At 44.6% G+C, this 26535-nt stretch carries 23 protein-coding genes; 16 read left to right on the plus strand and 7 right to left on the minus strand.

Annotated elements, in window-relative coordinates; all coding sequences use genetic code 11:
- Window positions 1–101 precede the first annotated feature (101 nt).
- From ispC to tilS, 15 genes are all read left to right on the plus strand, one after another.
- Window positions 102–1298 (plus strand): 1-deoxy-D-xylulose-5-phosphate reductoisomerase, encoded by a 1197-nt coding sequence (gene ispC / locus XBJ1_RS02575; protein WP_012987191.1) that lies wholly within the window; start codon window positions 102–104, stop codon window positions 1296–1298.
- Window positions 1299–1606: 308 nt separating this feature from the next.
- Window positions 1607–2302, plus strand: a complete 696-nt coding sequence (gene ispU / locus XBJ1_RS02580; RefSeq protein ID WP_012987192.1) for a (2E,6E)-farnesyl-diphosphate-specific ditrans,polycis-undecaprenyl-diphosphate synthase — start codon at window positions 1607–1609, stop codon at window positions 2300–2302.
- Window positions 2303–2311: 9 nt separating this feature from the next.
- Entirely contained in the window at window positions 2312–3175 is an 864-nt protein-coding gene (gene cdsA / locus XBJ1_RS02585; protein WP_012987193.1) for a phosphatidate cytidylyltransferase, read from the plus strand.
- Between the two features lie 9 nt (window positions 3176–3184).
- Window positions 3185–4537, plus strand: a complete 1353-nt coding sequence (gene rseP, locus XBJ1_RS02590; RefSeq protein WP_012987194.1) for a sigma E protease regulator RseP — start codon at window positions 3185–3187, stop codon at window positions 4535–4537.
- Between the two features lie 34 nt (window positions 4538–4571).
- Window positions 4572–6953 (plus strand): outer membrane protein assembly factor BamA, encoded by a 2382-nt coding sequence (gene bamA / locus XBJ1_RS02595; RefSeq protein WP_038198316.1) that lies wholly within the window; start codon window positions 4572–4574, stop codon window positions 6951–6953.
- A gap of 98 nt (window positions 6954–7051) precedes the next feature.
- On the plus strand, window positions 7052–7549 hold the full coding sequence (gene skp / locus XBJ1_RS02600) for a molecular chaperone Skp (protein WP_012987196.1): 498 nt from the start codon (window positions 7052–7054) through the stop codon (window positions 7547–7549).
- 4 nt (window positions 7550–7553) lie between these two features.
- The gene (gene lpxD / locus XBJ1_RS02605) at window positions 7554–8582 is read left to right on the plus strand and encodes a UDP-3-O-(3-hydroxymyristoyl)glucosamine N-acyltransferase (protein ID WP_012987197.1); all 1029 of its coding nucleotides are present in this window, start codon (window positions 7554–7556) and stop codon (window positions 8580–8582) included.
- A 124-nt stretch (window positions 8583–8706) separates the two neighbouring features.
- A complete protein-coding gene (gene fabZ, locus XBJ1_RS02610; RefSeq protein WP_012987198.1) occupies window positions 8707–9159 on the plus strand; it encodes a 3-hydroxyacyl-ACP dehydratase FabZ in 453 nt (150 codons plus the stop codon).
- Between the two features lie 3 nt (window positions 9160–9162).
- Window positions 9163–9960: an acyl-ACP--UDP-N-acetylglucosamine O-acyltransferase gene (gene lpxA / locus XBJ1_RS02615; protein ID WP_012987199.1), complete on the plus strand. Its 798-nt coding sequence runs from the start codon at window positions 9163–9165 to the stop codon at window positions 9958–9960.
- Window positions 9961–9964: 4 nt separating this feature from the next.
- Entirely contained in the window at window positions 9965–11149 is a 1185-nt protein-coding gene (gene lpxB / locus XBJ1_RS02620) for a lipid-A-disaccharide synthase (protein ID WP_038198318.1), read from the plus strand.
- A complete protein-coding gene (gene rnhB, locus XBJ1_RS02625) occupies window positions 11149–11739 on the plus strand; it encodes a ribonuclease HII (RefSeq protein ID WP_012987201.1) in 591 nt (196 codons plus the stop codon). Before lpxB ends, rnhB begins: the two co-directional genes overlap by 1 nt.
- Window positions 11740–11755: 16 nt before the next feature.
- Entirely contained in the window at window positions 11756–15238 is a 3483-nt protein-coding gene (gene dnaE / locus XBJ1_RS02630; RefSeq protein ID WP_038198319.1) for a DNA polymerase III subunit alpha, read from the plus strand.
- Between the two features lie 12 nt (window positions 15239–15250).
- Window positions 15251–16210, plus strand: coding sequence for an acetyl-CoA carboxylase carboxyl transferase subunit alpha (gene accA / locus XBJ1_RS02635; RefSeq protein WP_012987203.1), 960 nt, complete (start codon window positions 15251–15253; stop codon window positions 16208–16210).
- A 227-nt stretch (window positions 16211–16437) separates the two neighbouring features.
- Window positions 16438–17355 carry a DMT family transporter gene (locus XBJ1_RS02640; protein WP_012987204.1) on the plus strand — a complete coding sequence of 306 codons (918 nt, stop codon included), beginning with the start codon at window positions 16438–16440 and terminating at the stop codon, window positions 17353–17355.
- 32 nt (window positions 17356–17387) lie between these two features.
- A complete protein-coding gene (gene tilS, locus XBJ1_RS02645) occupies window positions 17388–18737 on the plus strand; it encodes a tRNA lysidine(34) synthetase TilS (RefSeq protein ID WP_012987205.1) in 1350 nt (449 codons plus the stop codon).
- A gap of 337 nt (window positions 18738–19074) precedes the next feature.
- Here the strand turns inward: tilS and rof are convergent, their stop codons facing one another.
- The gene (rof, locus tag XBJ1_RS02650; protein WP_012987206.1) at window positions 19075–19332 is read right to left on the minus strand and encodes a Rho-binding antiterminator; all 258 of its coding nucleotides are present in this window, start codon (window positions 19330–19332) and stop codon (window positions 19075–19077) included.
- A 323-nt stretch (window positions 19333–19655) separates the two neighbouring features.
- Here rof and nlpE point away from each other — a divergent pair, with 323 nt between their 5' ends.
- Window positions 19656–20348: an envelope stress response activation lipoprotein NlpE gene (gene nlpE / locus XBJ1_RS02655; protein ID WP_232503316.1), complete on the plus strand. Its 693-nt coding sequence runs from the start codon at window positions 19656–19658 to the stop codon at window positions 20346–20348.
- Window positions 20349–20433: 85 nt separating this feature from the next.
- Here the strand turns inward: nlpE and proS are convergent, their stop codons facing one another.
- The 6 genes from proS to metN form a co-directional block, all read right to left on the minus strand.
- A complete protein-coding gene (proS, locus tag XBJ1_RS02660) occupies window positions 20434–22155 on the minus strand; it encodes a proline--tRNA ligase (RefSeq protein WP_012987208.1) in 1722 nt (573 codons plus the stop codon).
- 115 nt (window positions 22156–22270) lie between these two features.
- Window positions 22271–22978: a tRNA (N6-threonylcarbamoyladenosine(37)-N6)-methyltransferase TrmO gene (gene tsaA / locus XBJ1_RS02665; protein ID WP_012987209.1), complete on the minus strand. Its 708-nt coding sequence runs from the start codon at window positions 22976–22978 to the stop codon at window positions 22271–22273.
- A gap of 20 nt (window positions 22979–22998) precedes the next feature.
- Window positions 22999–23391 (minus strand): Rcs stress response system protein RcsF, encoded by a 393-nt coding sequence (rcsF, locus tag XBJ1_RS02670; protein ID WP_012987210.1) that lies wholly within the window; start codon window positions 23389–23391, stop codon window positions 22999–23001.
- Between the two features lie 157 nt (window positions 23392–23548).
- The gene (locus tag XBJ1_RS02675) at window positions 23549–24364 is read right to left on the minus strand and encodes a MetQ/NlpA family lipoprotein (protein ID WP_012987211.1); all 816 of its coding nucleotides are present in this window, start codon (window positions 24362–24364) and stop codon (window positions 23549–23551) included.
- Between the two features lie 26 nt (window positions 24365–24390).
- The gene (locus tag XBJ1_RS02680; protein WP_012987212.1) at window positions 24391–25044 is read right to left on the minus strand and encodes a methionine ABC transporter permease MetI; all 654 of its coding nucleotides are present in this window, start codon (window positions 25042–25044) and stop codon (window positions 24391–24393) included.
- Window positions 25037–26068, minus strand: coding sequence for a methionine ABC transporter ATP-binding protein MetN (gene metN / locus XBJ1_RS02685; RefSeq protein ID WP_012987213.1), 1032 nt, complete (start codon window positions 26066–26068; stop codon window positions 25037–25039). Before metN ends, XBJ1_RS02680 begins: the two co-directional genes overlap by 8 nt.
- Between the last annotated feature and the right edge of the window lie 467 nt (window positions 26069–26535).

Genomic DNA, 26535 nt, shown 5'->3' on the forward strand with positions numbered 1-26535 from the left:
TTATTCTTTGCATCACATTTCTTTCTCAGGCGATGGACATACCGATCGAGACGGCTCAAACTATTGACATTTTATGTCAGTAGAATACTCAGAGTATTAAAATGAAACGCTTAACTATCCTTGGCTCAACGGGCTCGATTGGGAAAAGTACCCTTTCTGTTGTCAGAAATAACCTGGATAAATTCCAAGTTGTGGCACTCGTCGCTGGGAAAAATATTGAAATCATGGCACAGCAGTGTCTGGAGTTTCGTCCTCAATATGCGGCAATGGCGGATGCGCACTCAGCAACGGTATTACGGCAGTTATTACAGGAGCAGGGAAGCCAGACAGAAGTGTTATCCGGTAGGGAAGCCATTTGTGATTTAGCTGCGTTGGATGATGTTGATCAAGTCATGTCCGCGATTGTCGGTGTTGCCGGGTTATTGCCGACGCTGGCGGCTATCCGCAAAGGTAAGCAAGTCTTGTTGGCCAACAAAGAAGCACTCATTACCAGTGGGCGTTTGTTCATGCAGGCGGTGAATCAATATCAAGCGCAACTGTTGCCCATTGATAGTGAACATAATGCCATCTTCCAGAGCTTGCCTGAATCTGTTCAGCACAATCTTGGAAATGCAAGCTTAAAACAACATGGTATCTCCAGTATTATCCTGACGGGATCAGGTGGGCCGTTCCGCAGAACCCCTCTGGAGACATTGCTTGATGTCACACCTGATGAAGCCTGTGCTCACCCCGTCTGGTCTATGGGACGCAAAATTTCTGTTGATTCCGCAACCATGATGAACAAAGGGCTGGAATATATCGAAGCTCGTTACCTGTTCAATGCCTCTGCTGATGAAATTGAAGTGCTGCTCCATCCTCAATCAGTAATCCATTCGATGGTTCGTTATCAGGATGGCAGCATCATTGCTCAGTTAGGAACGCAGGATATGTGTACCCCAATAGCTTATGCAATGGCTTATCCCAATCGTATCGTTTCTGGCGTAAAACCTCTGGATTTTACTGAACTGAGCACACTCACTTTTGAAGCGTTGGATTATCGGCGTTATCCTTGTCTGAAACTGGCCATTGATGCTTGCCATGAAGGTCAGGCGGCAACAACCGCGTTGAATGCCGCCAATGAAGAAACGGTCAGTGCTTTCTTGAAAGATGGGATCCGCTTCACTGATATCGCGATGATTAATCGGTTGGTCGTCGAAAAATTAAATTTACCTGAACCTGAAAGCATCGAAGAGGTCTTAGAAATCGATAAAGTCGCTAGAGAATTAGCAAAAGAAACGATTAAGGCCTGCTCCAAATAGCGAATTTTGCTAATAAGTATATATTTGTTTGCGTTTTGGCAAATGGTATAGTTCGCGGGTAAATAATAGTTGTTATAATAGCCAGTTCAATATTTGTCACACGTTTTCTGAGTGTGTGCCAAAGATAGAGGCTTTCATTCGGGCCATGCCCCAGAAATAGCCGTGGTAAGTGTTGACACGGCTTTTTCATGTTTGGAAGTATTTGAACCCATAGAAGAACCAGCTTAGTTATTTAAGGATCATTTTGAGTGATATCTTCCAGTGACTGTAACTCATTGCTAACGTTACCCAGACATGTTGCCATTATTATGGATGGCAATGGCCGCTGGGCAAAACAACGTGGGAAGTTAAGGGTTTTTGGCCATCGCGCCGGTGTTAAAGCTGTGCGGGTTGCCGTGAGTTTTTCGGTTAAACACAATATTGAATCACTGACATTATATGCTTTTAGCAGTGAGAACTGGAATCGCCCACAGCAGGAAGTCAGTTCATTAATGGAATTGTTTGTTTTTGCTCTTGATAATGAAGTGAAGAGCTTGCATAAGCACAATGTGAAATTGTCTGTTATTGGTGATATCAGTCGGTTTAGCTCACGGTTGCAGGAACGTATTCGCCGTTCAGTTGAATTGACGGCGGGCAATACCGGATTGCAGCTTAATATTGCCGCCAATTATGGCGGGCGTTGGGATTTGGTTCAGGGCGTTAAGCAAATCGCTGAAAAAATCAGGGCAAATGAGCTGGAGCCCGAGGAAATTACTGAAGCCACAGTGGGCAGCGTCATCAATTTGAGTGAGCAACCCGAAGTTGATCTGGTGATCAGGACGGGCGGCGAACACCGTATCAGTAATTTTCTGTTATGGCAGATAGCTTATGCAGAATTGTATTTTACCGATATACTTTGGCCTGATTTCGATGAAACTGTTTTTGAAGGTGCCATTAATGCCTTTGTTAAACGAGAACGCCGATTCGGCGGAACAATACCAGACGATGCCGAAGTGGGATCATAGGAGGAAAACTTGCTGAAGTACCGTCTTTTAACTACGTTGATATTAATTCCAATTGTTATTGCAGCACTGTTTTTACTTCCTCCATCCGGGTTTGGATTGGTTGTTATTACAGTCTCAGTACTTGCCGCATGGGAATGGGGGCAATTTGCCGGCCTTTTCACACAAGCCAAACGTATTACGCTGGCCGTGTTATTTGCCGTAGGGCTGCTGGCCTTACAGTACTCTTTGTCAGATTTTTCCCACCTCATTGAAAAACCACAGATTGTATATCTGTTGTGGGCTGGTATGATTTGGTGGGCTGCGGCTATCCTGTTGGTCACCACTTATCCTGCTTCTGCCTCAATCTGGAAGTCATCAACTGCACTACGCCTGTTGTTTGGCGTTCTGACTATCGTGCCATTTTATTGCGGAATGATGGTGCTCCGAACTCAGGGATATGAAAACAACACCTATCATGGTGCATGGTGGCTATTGTATGCGATGCTGCTGGTATGGGGAGCCGATTCCGGTGCCTATGTTTTTGGCCGGACACTGGGTAAGCACAAAATGGCACCGAGAGTGTCTCCGGGTAAAACACTTGAAGGTTTGGTCGGAGGAGTATTGACTGCTGCGCTTATTTCGTGGTTGTTCGGTAAGTTTGCGCCAGTACCGGTAATGCCTGAAAACTTATTATTGATTTCTGCTGTGGTTGTGATTGCCTCTGTCTTCGGTGACTTGACTGAGAGTATGTTCAAAAGAGAATCAGGCATCAAAGACAGCAGCCTGCTGATCCCCGGGCATGGTGGGGTCATGGACAGGGTAGATAGCCTGACAGCAGCAGTTCCTGTGTTCGCGGGATTGGTACTGTTAATTTCTTCTGGATTTGGGCTCTGAGGCTACGTAATGGATATTCTCTGGAATCTGGCTGCATTTATTGTTGCATTGGGTATTCTTATCACAGTGCATGAGTTTGGTCATTTTTGGGTTGCCAGACGGTGTGGTATCTACGTTGAACGCTTTTCCATCGGGTTTGGTAAAGCGCTCTGGCGTCGCACAGATAAGCAGGGAACCGAATACGTTATTGCTCTTATCCCTCTGGGGGGATATGTCAAAATGCTTGATGAGCGGGTTGAGTCTGTTTCTCCCGAACGTCGTCATATGGCATTCAACAATAAAACCATTGGCCAGCGCGCGGCAGTCGTCAGTGCAGGGCCAATCGCTAACTTTATTCTGGCAGTCATTGCTTATTGGTTGGTTTTTGTGATTGGCGTGCCTTCTGTGCGTCCGGTGGTTTTGGATGTTAAGCCAGATTCTATTGCCGCTCAGGCAAATATTTTGCCCGGAATGGAACTAAAAACGGTTGATGGTATCGAAACCTTTGATTGGAATTCGGTACGTCTGGCCTTAGTGAGTAAAGTGGGTGAATCTTTTGTGTCAATGGATGTGATGCCAATGGATGCTGCTGCCAGCATGCAAAAAACATTAGATTTACGTGACTGGGCATTTGATCCATCCAAGCAGGATGTCTTGCTGTCTTTGGGCATTATGCCTGTTGTACCACGAATCAGCTCTCAGGTAGAGAACGTTTATCCGGACTCTCCCGCTGAAAAAGCAGGTTTACAACGTGGGGACAGGATCGTTAAAGTCAACGGTCAGAATGTGGATGTCTGGCACACTTTTGTATCTTTTATCAGGAAAAATCCGAATGTTCCTCTAAAATTGGACGTTGCGAGGGCAAATAGCATCATTCCTCTGTCTTTGACGCCAGAGGTCAGGCGGTTGTCCAATGGGCGTGAGGAAGGCTTCGCTGGTGCCGAACTTCACGTTATTCCTCTGGCGGATGAATATAAGGTAATTCAACAATATGGGGCTTTCTCTGCCATTTATCAGGCAGGAGACAAAACTTGGCAATTGATGAAGCTGACTGTCAATATGATCGGTAAATTAATTGTGGGGGATGTGAAACTCAATAACCTGAGTGGCCCTATTTCCATTGCCAAAGGCGCTGGAGTATCGGCTGATTCTGGCTTGGTGTATTATTTGATGTTTTTGGCGCTGATTAGTGTCAACCTTGGGATCATTAATTTGTTCCCATTACCCGTACTAGATGGTGGACACTTGCTTTTCCTTGCTATTGAGAAGATCAAGGGAGGGCCAGTCTCCGAGCGTGTACAAGACTTCAGTTATCGCATTGGTACTATATTACTGGTGTTATTAATGGGGCTTGCACTTTTCAATGATTTCTCCCGCTTCTAAGGTGGGAGACCGGTTAGGAAAACGCATAACAACGATGGCGATGAAAAAGTTGCTCATAGCGTCGCTGCTGTTCGGCAGCGCCACTGCATACAGTTCAGACGGATTCGTGGTTCGGGACATTCATTTTGAGGGTCTTCAACGTGTCACTTCTGGTGCAGCATTACTGAATATGCCAGTTCGCGTAGGTGATACAATCAGCGATGAGGATATCAGTCGCACGATTCATACACTGTTCGCGACTGGAAACTTTGAAGATGTCCGTGTCTTGCGTGATGGCAATACACTCGTCGTTCAGGTTAAAGAACGGCCAACCATCGCCAGCATTACTTTCTCCGGTAACAAATCGGTGAAAGATGACATGCTCAAGAAAAACCTTGAGTCCTCTCGTGTTAGTGTTGGTGAAGCTCTTGACCGCACCATGCTGTCTAATATGGAAAAAGGGCTGGAAGATTTTTACTACAGTGTTGGTAAATACAATGCTACGGTGAAAGCCGTTGTCACGCCGCTGCCCCGTAACCGTATTGATTTGAAACTCATATTTTCAGAAGGGATCTCAGCGCAGATCCAGCAGATTAATATTGTCGGCAATAAAGCATTTTCTACAAATGAATTGCTCAACCGTTTCCAGCTCAGGGATGATATTCCTTGGTGGAACTTTATGGCTGACCAGAAATACCAGAAACAGAAATTGGCGGGTGATCTTGAAACTTTGCGCAGTTTCTACCTTGATCGAGGTTATGCCCGCTTCAATATTGATTCGACTCAAGTCAATCTGACGCCAGATAAAAAAGGTATCTATATCACCGTGAATATCAATGAAGGCGCTCAGTACAAGATCGCCAGTGTTGATTTGAACGGTAATTTGGCCGGTTATCAGTCTGAAGCCACAAAACTGACCAACATTCAGCCTGGGTCGCTGTATAACGGTACAGAAGTGACCTCGATGGAAAAGGCAATTAAAAACCTGCTTGGTCGTTATGGCTATGCCTACCCACGAGTGATTACACAGCCTGAAATCAACGATACAGACAAAACGGTTAAGTTACATGTTAATGTGGATGCAGGTAACCGTTTCTATGTGCGTAAAATCCGCTTCGAAGGTAATGATATTAGCAGAGACTCTGTGCTTCGCCGCGAAATGCGTCAAATGGAAGGGGCATGGCTAGGCAGCGATCGCGTTGAACAGGGCAAAGAGCGTCTGGACAGACTGGGCTTTTTTGAAACGGTTAATGTGGATACAGAACGTGTATCCGGTAGCCCAGATTTGGTTGATGTGGTTTATAAAGTCAAAGAACGCAATACGGGTTCTATGAACTTTGGTGTTGGTTTCGGTACTGAAAGTGGCATGAGCTTCCAGGTCGGTCTTCAGCAGGAAAACTGGCTGGGAACGGGTAACTCTGTGGGGATCAGTGCCAGCAAAAATGACTATTCGACCTCTGCGGATTTGTCCTTTACCGATCCTTACTTCACAGTGGATGGCGTAAGTCTGGGCGGTCGTGTGTACTATAACGATTTCCGTGCAGATGATGCCGAACTCTCTGGTTATACCAATAAAGCCTACGGTACTGAAGGTATTTTGGGCTTCCCGCTGAATGAAAATAACAGGTTGGCCATGAGATTGGGCTATGCCCATAACTCACTGTCGAACATGCGTCCACAGGCAGCGATGTGGCGTTATTTGAAAAAAATGGGCAAAGAGCCACCTTTGAAGGGCAAGGCATCGTTCGATTCCAATGATTTCCCACTGACATTCAGTTGGATATATGGCAACTTTGACCGTGGTTTCTTCCCAACTTCGGGTTTCAAGTCTTCAGTGGATGCCAAAGTGGCTCTGCCAGGCTCAGACAACCAGTACTATAAACTTACTTGGAGCGCTACAGGTTATTATCCGATTGATGATAAAAATTCATGGATAATGATGGGGCGCACCCGCATGGGCTATGGTGGCGGTCTTGGTGGCAAGGAAATGCCATTCTATGAAAACTTCTATGCTGGTGGTTCTAATAGTGTCCGTGGTTTCCGTTCGAATAATATCGGTCCAAAAGCGATTTATTTAGGTGAGAACAAAGAACCAGAAAAAAATAGTCCATCCCGTGATGCTGTGGGGGGGAATGCGTTAGCGACTGCCAGCTTTGAGCTGATTACGCCAACACCGTTCCTGGATGCGAAATATGCCAATACTGTACGGACTTCCTTCTTTGTTGATGCGGGAACCGTGTGGGATACCAACTGGAACAATATTTCCCCTGGTCTGCCTGACTACAGCAAGCCAAATAATATCCGTGTTTCGGCCGGTATTGCATTGCAATGGTTGTCACCGTTGGGGCCATTGACCTTCTCTTATGGGAAGCCAATCAAGGAATACGAAGGTGATAGAGCGGAGCAGTTCCAATTTAACATCGGCGGCACTTGGTAGTAATTAATCGTTTTTGGCGGAAAATCGCCTTATTACTAGATAAGGTGATTGTTAATTTTCCAACATGTAAAAAATAGCGTGGGTCAAAGGAGTTTATAGTGAAAAAAGTATTGTGTGCGGCAAGCTTTGGTATCGCATTAGCTTTCTCTGCGGGTGTTCAGGCAGCGGACAAAATCGGAGTCGTGAATGTTGGTGAAATCATCCAAAAGTTACCGGCTCGTGAAGCTGCTGTAAAACAGTTGGATAGCGAATTTAAAGGCCGTATATCCGAGTTGCAGAGTATGGAAGCTGATATGCAGACCAAGGTGCAGAAACTTCAGCGTGATGGTTCAACCATGAAAGCCAGCGAACGCACAAAATTAGAGAAAGAAGTGATGGCACAGCGTAACGACTATGCCCAGAAGGCGCAGTCTCTTGATAACGATAGCCGTCGCCGCCAGATGGAAGAGCAGAACAAACTCCTGACGCGTATTCACGATGCCGTTAAAGTGGTTGCAGGTAAAGAAGGTTACGACGTTGTTCTTGATGCTAATACCGTATTATATTCCGTATCGGGTAAAGACATTACCGCAGATGTACTGAAGCAGGTTAAATAAGTAGATGGTTTCAATTCGATTAGCTGATCTCGCTCAGCAGTTGAATGCGCAATTACATGGTGATGGCGATATCGTCATCACCAGCATTGCGCCAATGTATTCAGCAAATAGCGAACAAATTACATTTTTATCTGACAGCCGTTACACTGACAAACTTGCAGAATGTCAGGCAGCGGCTGTTGTGCTGCGTGAATCTGATCTTACTCATTGTAAGGTCGCTGCACTGGTTGTTGATAATCCTTATCTTGCCTATGCACGTATGGCACAAATCATGGATACGACGCCACAACCTGCGCAGGATATTCATCCATCAGCCGTGATATTTTCTGAAGTGCAATTGGGAAAAAATGTGGCGGTTGGTGCAAATGCTGTTGTCGAATCTGGCGTTATTCTGGGTGACAATGTCATTGTCGGTGCGGGTTGCTTTATTGGCAAAAATACGCGTATTGGTGCAGGAACCCGCCTTTGGGCCAATGTATCGGTATACCATAACGTTGAAATTGGCGAACAGTGCCTTATTCAGTCAGGCACTGTGATCGGGTCGGATGGTTTTGGCTATGCCAATGACCGTGGCAACTGGATTAAAATTCCACAGTTAGGCTCAGTGGTCATCGGTGACCGCGTTGAAATCGGTGCTTCTACGACTATCGATCGCGGAGCGCTGGATAACACAGTTATCGGTAATGGTGTTATCATTGACAACCAGTGCCAAATCGCTCACAACGTCATAATTGGTGACAACACAGCCGTGGCTGGTGGTGTCACTATGGCGGGTAGCCTGAAAATTGGTCGTTATTGTATGATTGGTGGAGCCAGCGTCATTAATGGGCATATAGAAATCTGTGATAAAGTGACCGTGACTGGTATGGGCATGGTGATGCGTCCAATTACAGAGCCTGGTGTATACTCGTCTGGTATCCCATTACAACCGAACAAAGTTTGGCGTAAAACTGCTGCTTTAGTCATGAATATCAATGAAATGAATAAACGGCTTAAATCTGTAGAACGCCAGCGTGAAGGTGAAAACGAGTAATCATACAAACGTTTTTTGGTTGTGTTTTTATTTTTTGCGGCCTGCCTGATAACTCTGCATTTGGAGTTAACGCAGGCCGTGTCGTTAATACTATGATTCTTATATAGACAGGAAGAGTATTTAGATGAGTGATAATCGTACTCTGCAAATTGAAGAGATTTTGGATTTGCTACCTCACCGCTACCCGTTTTTGCTGGTAGACCGTGTTTTGGATTTTGAGGAAGGTAAATTTCTACGCGCAGTCAAAAATGTATCATTTAATGAACCATTCTTTCAGGGGCATTTTCCGGGTAAGCCAATTTTTCCAGGCGTCCTGATCCTTGAAGCAATGGCTCAGGCAACCGGAATTCTGGCATTCAAAAGCGTTGGCTCGCTGGCTCCGGGTGAGTTGTATTACTTTGCCGCTATCGATGGCGCTCGTTTCAAGCGTCCGGTTCTGCCAGGTGATCAAATGGTTCTGGAAGTTGAATTTATTAAAGAACGTCGCGGTGTTGCGCGTTTTAAGGGCGTAGCAAAAGTCGATGGAGAAGTGGCTTGCGAAGCTGAAATGATGTGTGCTCGCCGTCGTGAGGCTTAATATATGATTGATCAAACTGCTGTTATTCATCCCTCGTCCATTGTTGAAGAGGGTGCAGTTATTGGTGGCAATGTCCGTATTGGCCCATTTTGCTATATCGGTTCTCAGGTTGAGATCGGTGAAGGGACTGAAGTTAAATCCCATGTTGTGATCAACGGGATCACCAAAATTGGCCGTGATAACCAGATTTATCAATTTGCCTCTATTGGTGAAGTAAATCAGGATCTCAAATATCAGGGTGAGCCGACTCGCGTTGAGATCGGTGATCGTAACCGTATTCGTGAAAGCGCATCGATTCATCGTGGCACCGTTCAGGGTGGCGGTTTGACTAAAATTGGCAGTGACAATCTGCTGATGATTAACACCCACATTGCCCATGATTGCATGATTGGTGATCGCTGTATCATTGCGAATAACGGCACGCTGGGTGGGCATGTCATTCTGGGCGATTACGTCATTATCGGTGGAATGACAGCTGTCCATCAATTCTGTCAGATTGGCTCTCATGTTATGGTAGGCGGTTGCTCTGGTGTTGCGCAGGATGTCCCGCCTTATGTCATTGCACAGGGAAACCATGCCACACCTTTCGGGTTGAATATTGAAGGCTTGAAGCGCCGTGGATTTGATAAAGAATCGCTGCATGCAATCCGTAATGCCTATAAAGCGCTTTACCGTAGCGGAAGAACGCTGGAAGAAGCCAGAATAGAAATTGAGCTTCAGACGGCAAATAACCCACATGTGAAAGCATTCAGTGATTTTCTGGAAAATTCAGCAAAATCCAGCCGTGGCATCATTCGTTAAGTAGATGAAGGATACTCCTTTGGCTACCTTCTCTTCTGTTAACAATCAGCGCCCGCTGACAATTGCTTTGGTTGCCGGAGAAACGTCCGGTGACATTCTTGGAGCCGGGCTGATTCGCGCATTGAAAGCTCAAATTCCTGATGCTCACTTTGTGGGTGTTGCTGGCCCTCTTATGCAGGCGGAAGGTTGTGAAGCCTGGTATGAGATGGAAGAGCTGGCAGTCATGGGGATCGTTGAAGTATTAGGACGCTTGCCCCGTTTGTTGAAAATCCGCAAAGATTTAACAGCACGATTTACCGCGTTGAAGCCGGATGTCTTTGTTGGTATCGATGCCCCGGATTTTAACATCACGTTGGAAGGGCGATTGAAACAGCGAGGGATTAGGACGATTCATTACGTTAGTCCATCAGTATGGGCGTGGCGTCAGAAACGGGTTTTCAAAATCGGCCGGGCAACGGATCTGGTACTGGCATTTTTGCCATTTGAAAAAGCGTTCTATGATCGATTTAGCGTTCCATGCAAATTTATTGGCCACACGATGGCTGATTCGATGCCACTGCAAACGGATAAAATGGCAGCCCGGGAGGCTTTGGGTGTTCCCTTAAATGCCCATTGTCTAGCGATACTGCCGGGTAGCCGCCATGCAGAAGTTGAGATGTTGAGTGCTGATTTTCTTAGAACCGTGCAGTTGCTGAGGAAAATTCTTCCTGATCTGCATGTATTGGTTCCATTGGTGAATGCCAAGCGGCATCAGCAGTTTCAGCGTATTAAAGATGAGATTGCGCCGGATTTATCTGTCCATATGTTGGACGGTAACGCCGGTAAAGCCATGATCGCCAGTGATGCGACTTTACTGGCCTCAGGTACGGCTGCGCTGGAGTGTATGCTGGCCAAATGCCCGATGGTGGTGGGCTACAGAATGAAACCTTTTACATTCTGGCTGGCAAAGCGGCTGGTGAAAACGCCGTATGTTTCTCTGCCTAACCTGCTGGCAGGCAAAGAATTAGTTAAAGAACTATTACAGGACGAATGTGAGCCACAAGCATTGTCTGAGGCATTGTTGCCTCTCTTGCAAGGTGGTGCTGATGTGGAAGCGTTGAAACAAACGTTTCTGCATTTGCATGAAAGCATTCGCTGTGATGCCGATGAACAAGCTGCACAAGCGGTTCTGGAATTAGCGAGAAGATAATGGATTTTGTTTATCCTCAGGCGAATTTGATTGCCGGTGTTGATGAAGTTGGGCGTGGCCCACTGGTCGGGGCAGTGGTTACTGCGGCAGTTATTCTTGATCCTGCCAAACCGATTACAGGCTTGATGGATTCGAAAAAACTTACAGAAAAGCGGCGTGAAGCACTTTATCTGGAAATTAAAGAAAAGGCGCTGTGCTGGAGCCTTGGTCGCGCTGAACCAGAAGAAATTGATCAACTCAATATTCTCCACGCTACCATGCTTGCCATGCAGCGAGCGGTGGAAGGTTTAGCTATCACACCGGATTATGTCCTGATTGATGGGAACCGTTGTCCCGCATTGCCGATGTCGGCACTGGCGGTGATCAAGGGGGATAGTCTGGTGGCGGAAATAAGCGCTGCTTCTATTTTGGCAAAAGTGACACGTGACAGAGAAATGGCTGAGTTGGGTAAGCAATTTCCTGATTATGGTTTCGCGCAACACAAAGGTTATCCGACCGCTTTGCATCTGGAAAAACTGGCTTTGCTGGGCGCTACGGAACATCATCGTAAAAGCTTTGCGCCGGTCAAACGAGCGCTGGGTCTTGGATAAGTAATCTGGGCAAACTATGACAGAACCACGTTTTGTACACTTACGTGTTCACAGCGACTATTCAATGATTGACGGTTTAGCCAAAACAGGGTCACTGATAAAAAAAGTGGCTAAATTGGATATGCCTGCTTTTGCGATCACTGATTTTACTAACCTGTGCGGCTTGGTGAAATTCTATGGCAGTGCCCATAGTGCAGGTATCAAGCCGATTATAGGCGCTGATTTTTATGTGGAAAGTGATCTGCTGGGGGATGAATATGCCCATCTGACGATCCTTGCCCGTAATAACGAAGGTTATCAAAACCTAACCTTTTTGATCTCCGAAGCTTATCAGAAAGGCTATGGTGCGATTGGTCCGACGATCAAACAAGAATGGCTGATAAAATACAAAGCCGGCTTGATTCTTCTGTCTGGTGGGCGAATGGGGGATGTCGGCAAATTCTTACTGCGCGGAAATCGGGCGATGGCGGATCAGTGCCTCGATTTCTATCAGGAACATTTTCCGGACAGCTATTACCTTGAATTGATCCGTACAGGACGTCAAGACGAAGAAAATTATCTTCATGCTGCCGTCGAAGTGGCAGCAGAAAAAAACTTACCTGTTGTGGCAACTAATGACGTTTGTTTCCTGGAAAGTGACGACTTTGAAGCCCATGAGATTCGGGTTGCCATTCATGATGGCTATACGATGGCTGATCCAAAACGCCCTAAAAACTATAGCCCTCAGCAGTATCTGCGCAGTGAACAGGAGATGTGTGAGCTATTCTCTGACATTCCTGAAGCGCTGCAAAATAGTGTCGAAATTGCTAAACGCTGCAATGTGACTATTCGTCTCGGTGAATATTTCCTGCCACAGTTTCCAACAGGGGATATGAGCACTGAAGACTATCTGGTTGAAAAGTCGAAGCAAGGCCTGGAAGATCGTCTGAATTTTCTCTATCCCGATCCGCAAATCAGAGCGGAAAAACGTTCCGAATACGATGAGCGTCTGGATATAGAGCTGGAAGTTATCAACCAAATGGGCTTCCCCGGCTATTTTCTGATCGTGATGGAATTTATCCAATGGTCGAAAGATAATGGCGTACCCGTAGGGCCGGGGCGTGGTTCCGGTGCGGGTTCCCTTGTCGCCTACGCCTTGAAAATTACCGATATTGACCCGTTGGCATTTGACTTGCTGTTCGAACGTTTCCTCAACCCTGAACGTATTTCGATGCCTGACTTTGACGTCGATTTCTGTATGGAAAAACGTGATCAGGTGATTGACCACGTTGCGGATATGTACGGGCGGGATGCGGTATCGCAGATCATCACTTTCGGTACGATGGCGGCAAAAGCCGTTATTCGTGACGTTGGGCGTGTATTGGGGCACCCATATGGCTTTGTTGATCGAATATCGAAACTAGTGCCTCCTGATCCTGGCATGACGTTGGAAAAGGCATTTGCGGCTGAACCTCAATTGCCTGAAATTTACGAGGCGGATGAAGAAGTCAGGGTGCTGATTGACATGGCTCGCAAATTGGAAGGTGTCACCCGTAACGCCGGTAAACATGCGGGTGGTGTGGTCATTGCCCCGACCAAGATCACTGATTTTTCACCGATTTACTGTGATCCGGAAGGCCTGAACCCCGTCACTCAGTTTGATAAGAACGATGTGGAATATGCGGGTCTGGTGAAGTTTGACTTCCTTGGCCTGAGAACCTTGACCATTATCAACTGGGCGCTTGATATGGTGAACGCCCGTCGTACTCATAAAAATCTGGAACCGATTGATATTACGGCAATTCCGCTGGATGACCAGATAAGTTTCGATATGCTGCAACGCTCTGAAACTACGGCGGTGTTCCAACTTGAATCCCGTGGGATGAAAGATCTGATCAAACGCCTGCGTCCCGACTGTTTCGAAGATATGATCGCATTAGTGGCGCTGTTCCGTCCGGGGCCATTACAATCCGGTATGGTGGATAACTTTATCGACCGTAAACACGGGCGGGAAGAGCTTTCATACCCAGATGTTGAGTGGCAGCACGAATCCTTGAAGCCCGTACTGGAGCCAACATACGGTATTATTCTGTATCAGGAACAGGTGATGCAGATTGCTCAGGTGCTGGCAGGTTATACCCTCGGTGGTGCAGATATGCTCCGTCGCGCAATGGGTAAGAAGCAGCCGGAAGAGATGGCTAAACAGCGCTCGGTATTTGAAGAGGGCGCGATAAGCCAAGGTATTAATGGCGAACTCGCCATAAAAATCTTCGATTTGGTGGAAAAATTCGCGGGTTATGGTTTCAACAAATCTCACTCTGCTGCCTATGCGTTAGTTTCTTATCAAACCTTATGGTTAAAAGCTCATTATCCGGCAGAATTTATGGCGGCCGTGATGACGGCGGATATGGATAACACAGAAAAAGTCGTTGGGCTGGTGGATGAATGCTGGCGCATGGGGCTTAAGGTTTTACCACCGGATATCAACAGTGGTCTGTATCATTTCCATGTCAATGACGAAAGCGAAATTGTTTACGGCATTGGTGCGATTAAAGGTGTGGGTGAAGGGCCGATTGAAGCAATCCTCGAAGCACGTCAAAAAGAGGGGCATTTCAAAGAACTGTTTGATCTGTGTGCGCGTGTTGATACCAAAAAGCTGAACCGTCGTGTGATGGAAAAGCTGATTATGTCAGGAGCGTTTGACAGGCTGGGACCACATCGTGCGGCCTTGATGTCTTCGTTGGAAGACGCGTTGAAAGCGGCTGATCAACATGCTAAAGCAGAAGCCATTGGCCAGACAGATATGTTTGGTGTGCTGGCTGAAAAACCAGAGCAGGTTGAGCTTTCATATGCCAGTACACCGAAATGGCCAGAACAAGTCGTGTTAGATGGTGAGAGGGAAACGCTGGGGTTGTATTTAACGGGTCACCCGATCACAAGTTATTTGAAAGAGATTGAACGATATACGAATGGATTGCGTCTAAAAGATGTGAGCCCGACACCTCGTGGTCAAGTCACGACTGTGGTAGGTTTGGTGCTGGCATCCAAAATCTTGACAACCAAACGAGGCAATCGGATTGGCATCTGTACTTTGGATGATCGTTCAGGACGGCTGGAAATCATGCTGTTTTCTGATGCACTGGAAAGGTATCAGCATTTATTGGAACAGGACAAAATTTTAATTGCTACCGGGCAAGTCAGCTTTGATGACTTCAGCGGCGGCCTTAAAATGACAGTCCGTGAATTAATGGATATCAGTGAGGCGCGTGAAAAATTTGCACGCGGGATAGCTATCTCGTTATCAGACAGGCAAATTAATAAACAATTATTTAATCGTCTCCGTGGCGTATTGGAGCCGCATCGTTCAGGTACGATACCAGTTCATCTTTATTACCAGCGGGTAGATGCCCGTGCCCGTTTACGATTCGGTGCAACATGGCGGGTAACGCCGACGGATACCCTTTTGACAGATCTGCGAACTCTGCTGGGTAACGAGCAGGTAGAATTAGAATTTGACTAAAATAGGAACGTTATGAGTCTGAATTTTCTGGATTTTGAACAGCCGATTGCCGAGTTGGAAGCGAAAATTGATTCGCTCACCGCAGTTAGCCGTCAAGATGAAAAGCTAGATATAAATCTGGATGAAGAGGTCCAGCGTCTGCGAGAAAAAAGCCTTGAATTAACCCGCAAGATTTTCTCTGATCTGGGGGCATGGCAAATATCTCAACTGTCACGTCACCCGCTCCGTCCCTATACGCTGGATTATATTCAGCGCGTTTTTACTGACTTTGAAGAGCTGGCGGGTGATCGTGCCTATGCGGATGACAAGGCGATAGTTGCTGGTTTGGCACGGCTTGATGGGCGTCCGGTCATGGTGATTGGTCATCAGAAAGGCCGTGAGACAAAAGAAAAGATCCGCCGTAACTTTGGTATGCCATCGCCAGAAGGTTATCGCAAGGCGTTGAGATTGATGGAGTTGGCAGAGCGTTTCAAACTGCCGATCATTACCTTTATTGATACTCCTGGCGCGTATCCGGGCGTAGGGGCTGAAGAGCGTGGACAATCAGAAGCCATTGCCCGTAACCTGCGTGAAATGTCCCGCCTGTCCGTACCTGTCATCTGTACGGTGATCGGTGAGGGCGGTTCTGGTGGTGCGTTGGCACTCAGTGTGGGTGACAAGGTGAATATGTTGCAATACAGCACCTTTTCTACCATATCTCCGGAAGGTTGTGCTTCCATCTTATGGAAGAGTGCCGAAAAAGCTCCACTGGCAGCCGAAGCGATGGGTAATACCGCACCACGCCTGAAAGAGTTGAAATTGATTGATTCCGTTATTCCGGAACCACTGGGCGGGGCGCATCGTAACTATGATGCGATTGCTCAAGCATTAAAAGCGCAATTACTGGCTGATTTTGCTGATTTGGATCATCTGAACAGCGAAGAATTAGTTAATCGCCGTTATGAGCGTTTAATGCAATACGGTTACTGCTAAGTCCTGAAAGCTGTTTTTATTACAATCCAGCTTTATTTTTAATATTGTTATTTGCAGGTGGACAGTACTGGGGAGAGATAGAACTTCAGTATTTCCACCTGTTTTATTGTTTATAGGTAATGAAATCAGCACTCTCCATACTGTCTGGTATTATCATTCTGACAAAATTGGGATGAAATAGGCTGTTTTATCAGCTAGACTCGAAAAATAATAAATTGGGTTTTTCTATGGACAAATATAAATATATTATTTACGCGTTTTCCTGTGTGTTGATCTGGAGTTTTGTTCCCTCCATATCCCGTTTGGGTCAAAAAGGGATGGACCATTTCCAATATTTGTTCTGGTCAAATATTCTATCCGTTCTGGCGGTTTTCTTTGTTGCTGTCCTGATGGGTAGAAATTTGAAACAACTTTTATTTATTCCCTTTCCAGTTATGTTTAAAGTTTTGATATTAGGTACTCTGGACTGTTTCTTCTATTTATTGCTCTATTACGGTTATTCCATCGAAAACGGCGTTGCTGTCTTGGTCGTTCAATATAGCTGGCCGCTGATGATCATCGGGTTGTCGTTTTTACTGTTAAAAGAAAAATTGTCAATCCGGCAGATGATTGGCATCACGCTTGGTTTTATTGCCGTTGTGATCACGTTTACGCAAGGAAATATTACCCGGATTGCAGTAGAACATCCGCAGGCTCTGTTGCTGGTATTCAGTGGGGCATTTTGTTTTGCCTTGATGTCTGTGTTATCGAAACATTTCGCGATTGACCCTTATATAAATACATTTTGGGTATTTGCTTGTTCTACCTTAGTATCGGCGGTGTTTTTATTGGTATTTAGCAGCTTCAATTGGCCAGTGGGTGATTCACTGATGCCAACGCTGCTCAACGGCATCATATTGAATGGCGTATCCTATATTATCTGGTTTAAGGCTATGAATAGCCCTGATTCGCCTAAAATTGCCTCAATCTTATTTTTATCACCGGTGTTGTCGATGATATGGCTTATTCTGTTCTTTGGTGATGCATTTGTCCCCGCTTATGTTGTGGGTTTAGTGCTTGTTATCATATCGGGGCTGCTCTGCATCAGTGCAAAGACCGAACCTGCGACACAGAATAAATTGAGTGATGATTTGATTGAGGATTGATACCGCCAAATGAAAGAAGGTTTTCACTCACAATGATCAATACTCATATACCTCTGTTAACGATGTTAATCGATCAGTTAGGGCGACATAAAAAAGTCTTGGTTGGATTTAGCGGTGGATTGGATTCCACCGTATTGCTGCATTTGCTGGTTCAGTTACGTTACCAATCCCACAGCGGAGTCATTCGTGATCAAATAGAGCTAAGAGCAATTCATATCCATCACGGTTTAAATCCAAAGGCGGATAAGTGGGTTGAACATTGTCGCCAGATTTGTGCCGACTGGAAGGTCGATTTTCGGGTCGAAAAAGTCAGCCTTGATATCCGGCAAAATGGCATTGAAGCGGCGGCTCGTGATGCCCGTTATCAGGCATTCCAGCATGAATTGCAACAGGGTGAAATTTTGGTCACGGCGCAGCATCTTGATGATCAGGCAGAAACCTTTCTGCTGGCATTGAAACGGGGGAGTGGCCCTGCCGGATTATCATCTATGCCTTCTTCCATGCCATTTTCTGGAACAACGCTGATTCGTCCATTGCTGAATGCCAGTCGTGCAGAACTCGAAACGTATGCACAAACACAGAGGTTGCAATGGATAGAAGATGATAGCAACCAAGATGATCGTTATGATCGCAATTTTTTGCGTTTGCATATTATGCCATTGCTTAACCAGCGCTGGCCTCATTTCCCTCAATCTGCTTCTCGCAGTGCCAGCTTGTGTGGAGAGCAAGAACAATTGTTGGATGAATTGCTTAATGAATCGTTGAATGAGCTGATAACTCCGGAAGGTGCGATAGCCATTTCACCGTTGGTGGATTGTTCTGAGGCCAAGCGTAATGCTTTATTACGTAGATGGTTCAATCAGCATGGTGTGAAGATGCCTGCGCGTGAACAACTCCAGAAAATTTGGTCGGAAGTGGCGCTTTCCAGACAGGATGCCGAGCCACGTTTTAGATTGGGGCAGCACGATGTTCGCCGTTATCGGCAACAACTCTGGCTGGTTCCTCAATGCCAATCGTTGGCAGGAACTCTACTTGAATGGGATATAGCACAAGAACTGCGATTACCCGATGGTTTGGGCATGCTGGTGTTGTCAGAAGAAAGTGGTATTAATGTCAGAATGCCCGATAGAAATGAGCGGGTAACCATTCGTTTTGGTGTACAGGGAAATATTAGCATCGTGGGTCGTCGGCATTCCCGGCACAGTAAAAAATTATGGCAGGAATTAGGTATCGCACCTTGGCTTAGGGAAAGAACACCATTGCTTTATTATGATGAAAAATTGGTTGCAGCATTGGATGTTTTTGTAACCAAGGAGGGACAGCCTTTGGCGGAAAAGGAGATACTTTCAATCAAATGGGACAGAATGCCGTATTCTGCTTAATCTACCTATTTCAGCCTTAAATTAACGCAACCTCCTATAAAGACATCCATAAACACTTATATTCTGGATTTACGTACCATGCTCTATTTATCAATTTACCCTCAGTATCTATTAAAGGTTACTGAAGGTAAATTTTATTCTTTACTGAATATATATTATGGGATTTGATTTATACCACAGTGATAAATGAACAAATTGCTGGAGTCATAGCTGGAAAAACCAAACGTAGATAAAAATAGTCATTTGAAAAGAAAGCCCTCATTTGATATATGAGGACTTTGTGTGTGATTTTGTGTATCAATGTGAGCTTTCTGAACACGGTCAGGTCGAGCAATGCTCAATGCTCAATAACAATCGTACCAATTTCCGGGTTGCTGAAACTGATGATGTGATCCAACCTTAATTCACGGGTTTCTTCATTTGATTCTACGAGAATATATTCGACTTTTTTTCTTAAAATCAGCTTACTAGCTTTTCCTTCAAATATGCCACCACCTTGCAGTTGGATGTGTAAATGAAGCTGGTGCTGGCAAGCTAGCTCAAGGTTATCATAATCATCACAATTAATTGGTTGATATTCAGTATCTATAGACATATTTTCTCACCACTATGTTAGTGGCGGTTATTGTGCCGCCCGTGATTGACCAAGATCAAACGCAAAAATGCTACCTACGACTATAGCACAGTAAACTTTCCGTGATTACTGAATTAAGTCTGTTGAATTGCGTTGGAAAGCAAGTAGATTAAATCTAAGTCTTATCATTACGCAACGAAATTACGTCATATTATTTGATTTTTTTCCCTATGCATTTTGAGATACGGTACAGTAATGTCAATCTTGTTAAGAAAAGTTCATGTTTTACATGGTATGGACGTTATGAATATTAGGTTATCTGCTGGATTTATTGGATGAAAATGATGATGAATAAAAAAATATTGCTCGCTGTGGGAGTGTTAACCGCGGTTGGGTGTCAGAACAAAGTGGCCTCTCAAGATAATGCTACGCTTCAGGAGAATACACTTCAGAATAAATTGCAGACAGCTGAGAGAGTGTTTACTGGCGTTGTACCTTGTGCGGACTGTACAGGTATTGAGACTACTTTGCAGCTTTCAAGTGATGGCTCATATATATTGGGGCAAATTTATCTGGAAGCTAAAAATGAAGAAAACACTTTTTTCGAAACAGGTCATTGGATAAAAAGCGGCAAAAAGATAGATTTGACGCATGAGGATGGTAAGAAATCTTATTATCAGATGAAAGGTGAAAATCTGGTCATGCTGGATATCGACGGTGAACCAATCCAGTCAAATTTCAATTATGAATTGGGAAAAGTTACGCCGAAAAAGATGGCGGGGGAATACAGCTATATAGCTGACAGTGCGACATTTACAGAGTGTCGTACCGGAAAACACTATGATGCGTCTGAAAATATCGATTTGGAACGTGGCTACAGTGCGACTGGTGTGGAAGGGGGAGAGCCTGTTTATGTGGAAGTCGAAGGTTACTACTCGCTTCGGCCTTCGATGGAAGATGGTATGTTTGATCATGCACTGATTCAAACAGGCAAAATCCATTTTGATAAGTCAGCCTCTTGTCAGACCAGAAAATAACAAAACTTAGCCGTTATACATAAAAAAACCTGCGTATTGAATACGCAGGTTTTTTCTGAACTTGAACAAAGGCGCTTAAACAGTATTAATGCTGTTTAATTTGTTCTTTCAGATATTCAATAATACCTTCCAGTTTAAGCATTTGCTTATCACCATTACGACGGTATTTGTATTCAACTTCGCCGTTATCCAGATTACGATCGCCAATAACCAGAGTATGCGGCACACCGATCAGTTCCATATCAGCAAACATGACACCTGGGCGCTCTTTGCGATCATCGAAAATCACATCAATACCATTGGCACGTAAGTCTGCATATAATTTTTCAGCAACTTCCTTCACCCGATAAGATTTGTGCATATTCATAGGTAAAAGAGCGACTTGGAATGGAGCAATGGCATCTGGCCAGATAATGCCACGATCATCGTGGTTCTGTTCAATAGCTGCGGCAACAATACGGGTTACGCCAATGCCGTAACATCCCATTGAGACAACTTGATTGTGACCATCTTCATTTTGTACAGTGGCTTTCAGGGCATCAGAGTATTTGGTGCCTAACTGGAAGATATGACCGACTTCAATACCACGTTTGATTAGCAGTGTACCTTGACCGTCTGGGCTAGCATCACCTTCAAGGACATTACGGATATCGGCGATTTCAGGCAGTGGTAAGTCACGTTCCCAGTTAATGCCGAAATAATGTTTATCATCAACATTTGCGCCTGCGCCGAAGTCGCTCATGACAGATACGCTACGGTCAATGATAACAGGCATAGGCAGGTTTACTGGCCCTAAGGAACCTGGGCCTGCCTGTACAACGGCACGAATTTCTTCTTCGGTAGCGAAACTCAGCGGACTTGCCACCAATGGTAGTTTCTCTGCTTTGATTTCATTCAGTTCATGGTCACCGCGTACCAGCAATGCGACCAGTTGATGACTGCTTTCTTTTGCCGCATGGACGATCAGAGTTTTGACGGTTTTCTCAATCGGCAAGTTGAATTGTTCGACCAGTTCAGCAATGGTTTTAGCATTTGGTGTCTCTACCAAATGCATATCTTCTGATGGGACAGCTCGTTCGTGGGATGGCATAACTGCTTCAGCCAATTCAATATTGGCTGCGTAGTTAGATTCTGTGGAGAAGGCAATATCATCTTCACCGCTGTCAGCAAGAACCTGAAATTCATGGGAAGCACTCCCGCCGATAGAACCGGTATCTGCCAGAACAGCACGGAAATCCAGCCCAATACGGGTAAAGATTTTGCTGTAGGCATCATACATTTTATCGTAAGTCTCTTGTAGAGACTCTTGGCTGGTATGGAAAGAATAAGCATCTTTCATAATGAATTCGCGTGAACGCATGACACCGAAGCGCGGACGGACTTCGTCACGGAATTTGGTTTGGATCTGGAACAGGTTCAGTGGAAGTTGTTTATATGAAGTCACTTCATTACGAACCAGATCGGTGATGACTTCTTCATGAGTCGGCCCGAGAACGAAAGGACGGGCACCACGATCTTCAAAACGCAGTAATTCTGGGCCATATTGTTCCCAACGGCCACTTTCCTGCCACAAATCTGCCGGTTGAACTACCGGCATGGAAACTTCAATCGCCCCAGCATTATTCATCTCTTCACGAACAATGTTTTCGACTTTTTTTAATACACGGACACCTGTAGGCATCCAGTTGTACAGACCTGAGGCGAGTTTACGTGTCATGCCGGCACGAAGCATCAGTTTATGACTGACAACCTCCGCATCAGCAGGCGTCTCTTTTAAAGTAGAGAGCAGATATTGGCTAGTACGCATAGTAAGTTTCCATTGGACAGCAAATTGCTTCTGGGCGACAAGATTGTGCCACCCAACCCAGAAAATAAAGATAAACCGCTAGTCTACCAGCGAGTTTGCTATGTCAAAAGGGGTTTTAACGGTGTTCAATAGAAACCACTTCCGTCATGGCGTCACGTATCTGCCAGCGAACATTGAAATCCAGAATATGAACTGCATATATCCGGTTTTCCTGTTCTTTCTTACGATAGGCCGGGCGAGGATCCTGCGCCAATATCTGACTGATGAAACGTCGTAAATGAGGATAATTTGCCTGATGGGACGATAGTTGATGTTCAGCTATTGGCAAGAACGAGACTTCCATTCCGGTGTCTGGCGCCTTCTGTGCAAAACCCGCTCTGGCTTCTGGGCGAGATTCGGCAAAAGGCAGATAGGGCTTGATATCGATAACGGGTGTACCATCAACTAAATCCAGACTGCCAAGTTCCAGTATGACCCGATTGTTCTGGCATTGAATACCTTTCAATTCTACCAGCGACATACCAATCGGATTGGGGCGGAATGTCGAGCGGGTAGCAAACACGCCCATTTTGGCATTTCCCCCCAAACGGGGTGGGCGAACTAATGGATTCCAGCCACCATTCATAGTTTGGTGAAAAACAAAAATAATCCATAAATGACTGAATTGTTCAATCCCACGTATCGCATCAATCTGGTTATAAGGAGCCAGCAACTCTAGTTGTCCCGCCCCATCTTCTACCAAACCCGGTTGGCGGGGAATGGCAAACTTCTCTTTATAAGGAGAATGGATGGTTCCTATTTGAGTAAAATGAAAATCGGCCATGAGCGTTTTTTTAATCATCGTTATTTAGTGGTAAGCAGGGCAGATCCTTCACAAATCGCAGTCTGGTAGCAGTTGTGATTAGACAGTATTGCGCATTGATGAAGTAATACTGCATCAGCTTTCAGAGATGCGGCTTTTACCAGCATGTTTTTCCGTGCAACTGCAATGCTGGCAGGCGGATCTTGTCGTGTAGTGCGACAGGATTCCCCGAAAACGATGCCTAAATTTTTAAATGGAGTGCCTAACAGTTCTTCTGTCTTAGTGTATAGCTGAACGTAAGACGACACTTTACTTTTCTTGGCTGGCTGATGTTTCAACTTTGAGCCTGTCTGAGTAGGTTTTTCGACCTGAGTTGACAGAGAAGTACACCCAACCATAAATAGTGTTATGAAACAGATAGGTAGCATACGCATCGCGTTGAATCCTTATTCTGGTAAGGCCGGTGAGTGGGGGACTGTGAATGTCGATACATGAAACTGCGATAAAAAGCGTTTGGCTCCCCCAATCAAAATAGGGCGGATAATAATATCCGCCCTATAATTTTAATCTTGATTGACTGAAGATGAAAGGTTACCAGCCTTTTAGCGCACCACCCTTGAAAATTCTCTGGGCAGCTTGTTCTACTTCCTCAGATTGATAGGCTTTAACAAACTTTTGAACATTTTCAGCGTCTTTATTGTCTTCACGGCTGACAATGATATTTACGTAAGGTGAATCTTTGTCTTCCACAAATAAACCATCTTGTTCTGGCGTCAAACCAACCTGACCCGCATAGGCATTATTGATAATAGCAAAGGCAATTTTTTGATCATCTAGCGAGCGTGGTAATTGCGGTGCTTCTAACTCTACAATATCTAAGTCCTTAGGGTTATTGATAATGTCCAAAACGGTTGGTAGTAGACCCACTCCTTCTTTTAGCGTGATTAAGCCTTGCTTTTGTAATAATAAAAGCGCCCGGCCTTGGTTGGTTGGATCATTTGGTATCGTAATCTGATTACCATTTTCTAGCTCACCCAGAGATTTAATTTTTCTTGAATAAGCCGCGATTGGATAGATGAAAGAGTTACCAACAATAGTCAGCTTATAATTGCGTTCTTTCACTTGCTGATCTAAAAAAGGTTTATGTTGGAAAACGTTAACATCAATATCTCCTTTGTTCAGTGACTCATTTGGCAGAACATAGTCATTGAACGTAATCAGCTCAACATCAAGTCCATATTTCTCTTTGGCCACTTTTTTGGCAACTTCTGCCACTTCAAGTTCAGGCCCAACAATTACCCCAACCTTAATGTGGTCTGGATCTCTTGGTTCCTGATCGCAGCCTGCAAGAATTAATGTTCCTAATAATGCACTGATTGCAACGATGGATTTCAATTTTACTGACATAATTTACCTCTGTTTAAGTCACTTTATTATTTGTGATTAACTGCTATAATCAAGCGATCACCGCCTAACTGAATTAAGAACACTAAAACAATCAACAATGCTAAAACAGTATTCATAACAGGTGCATTGTAGCCAATGTAACCATATTGATAACCAATCTGGCCTAAGCCACCTGCGCCAACGGCACCTCCCATTGCGGAATAGCCGACCAAAGTAATCAAAGTAATCGTTGCAGCATTTATTAAACTCAACTGGGCTTCAGGAAGCAGGATTTTTTTGACAATCTGTAAAGGCGTTGCACCCATCGCACGTGCAGCTTCGATCAATCCAGGCGGAATTTCCAATAAGGCATTTTCCACCATGCGGGCAATAAAAGGTGCTGCTCCCACAGTCAGAGGGACAATCGCCGCTTGCAAGCCAATGGATGTACCGACAATTAGCCGGGTAAACGGGATCATCCATACCAACAAAATAATGAAGGGAATTGAACGACCGATATTCACTAAGGCGGAAAGAATACGATAAAGTGTAATATTCTCCATAATCTGTCCTGCACGGGTGACATATAAAAGCACACCGATTGGTAAACCAATTACAAAACCAAAAAAACCTGAAACAAAAGTCATTACTAAAGTTTCCCAGACTCCTTTAAACAATAAGAAAATCATTCCATCAGACATAACCGAGAACCTCTACTTTTACATGGTGTTCTTTTAAAAACTCAATTGTTGATTCAATGCTACTGTATTCACCGCCCAATTCGGCCAACATCACACCAAATTTAACGCCACCAGCATAATCCATTTGTGAACTCAATATGCTGACATCAATATTAAAACGGCGTACAGCCATAGAAATTAGTGGGGCATCAACCGATTTGCCCGTAAATTCCAGTTTCAATAATGGTAGACTATCTGGCGTGCATTCAGGTTTTAACTTTTTTAGATAACTTTCCGGAATATCGATATGCAGCGTTGATTTAATAAATTCTTGCGCAACAGGCGTTTTAGGGTGTGAAAAAATTTCGCTTACAACATCTTGTTCAATTAACAGACCTGCATTGATGACCGCAACTTGGTCACAAATACGTTTTACAACATCCATTTCATGAGTAATTAACAGAATCGTTAAGCCCAGACGACGATTAATGTCTTTTAATAGTTCAAGAATAGAACGGGTTGTGGCTGGATCGAGAGCGCTGGTGGCCTCATCACATAACAGTATTTTGGGTGAGTTTGCCAATGCGCGAGCGATGGCAACACGCTGCTTTTGTCCACCAGATAAATTTGCCGGATACGCATCATGTTTGTCAGAGAGACCAACTAATTCAAGCAACTCGCTGACTCTTTTATTTATTTCGTTTTTTGGCGTATTATCCAACTCCAGTGGCAATGCCACATTACCAAATACCGTTCTGGATGACAGCAGATTGAAGTGCTGAAAAATCATACCAATATGGCGTCGGGCGTGGGTCAGCTCACGATTTGACATTGAAGTCAGATCTTGACCGTTAACCAATACCTTGCCCGATGTTGGACGTTCGAGCATATTTACACAGCGAATCAGGGTGCTTTTGCCTGCGCCAGAAGAACCAATAACACCATAAATTTGTCCCTGAGGAACATGTAAGTTGATATTTGAAAGCGCGTTGATAGAACGCGTCCCTAGTTGAAATACTTTATTTATTTGAGTCAGCTTTATCATGTTTTTCTCAGGCAACAAGTCATGAATTGAAGTGGATGTTAAGGTGTCTAGACGTCTAAGTCAACTGTGAATAAATTAAATTATAAATGAATTAGCATCATCAATCGCTTCCTAATCAAAGCATAAAACTATGGTTCTGAATTATCACTAGAAAAAAGGCAGCATTTTACATATTAGAGTGCTATACCACATTAGCGTTTAGGAGAAAAATGCGTTTTCAACCAAATGCTGGGAAACGATAGAGTTCATTATTATATTCCTACTTTATTTTACGATTTTTGGGATTAATAATTTGGATTCTCATTCCTTATCATTTAAGTTACTTAATATTACTAGCCTCAATACGTAGGGCGCGAGCACACTATTTTAGGTGCTTTTCTAAGATTATTATTTCTTAAAAATAAACTTTAATAGTGTTTTCATTGAGCAATATTTAATCACGAAAGCAATTATTTACACTCTTTTAG

It is taken from the genome of Xenorhabdus bovienii SS-2004, assembly GCF_000027225.1.
In the GTDB taxonomy this organism is placed as follows: domain Bacteria; phylum Pseudomonadota; class Gammaproteobacteria; order Enterobacterales; family Enterobacteriaceae; genus Xenorhabdus; species Xenorhabdus bovienii_C.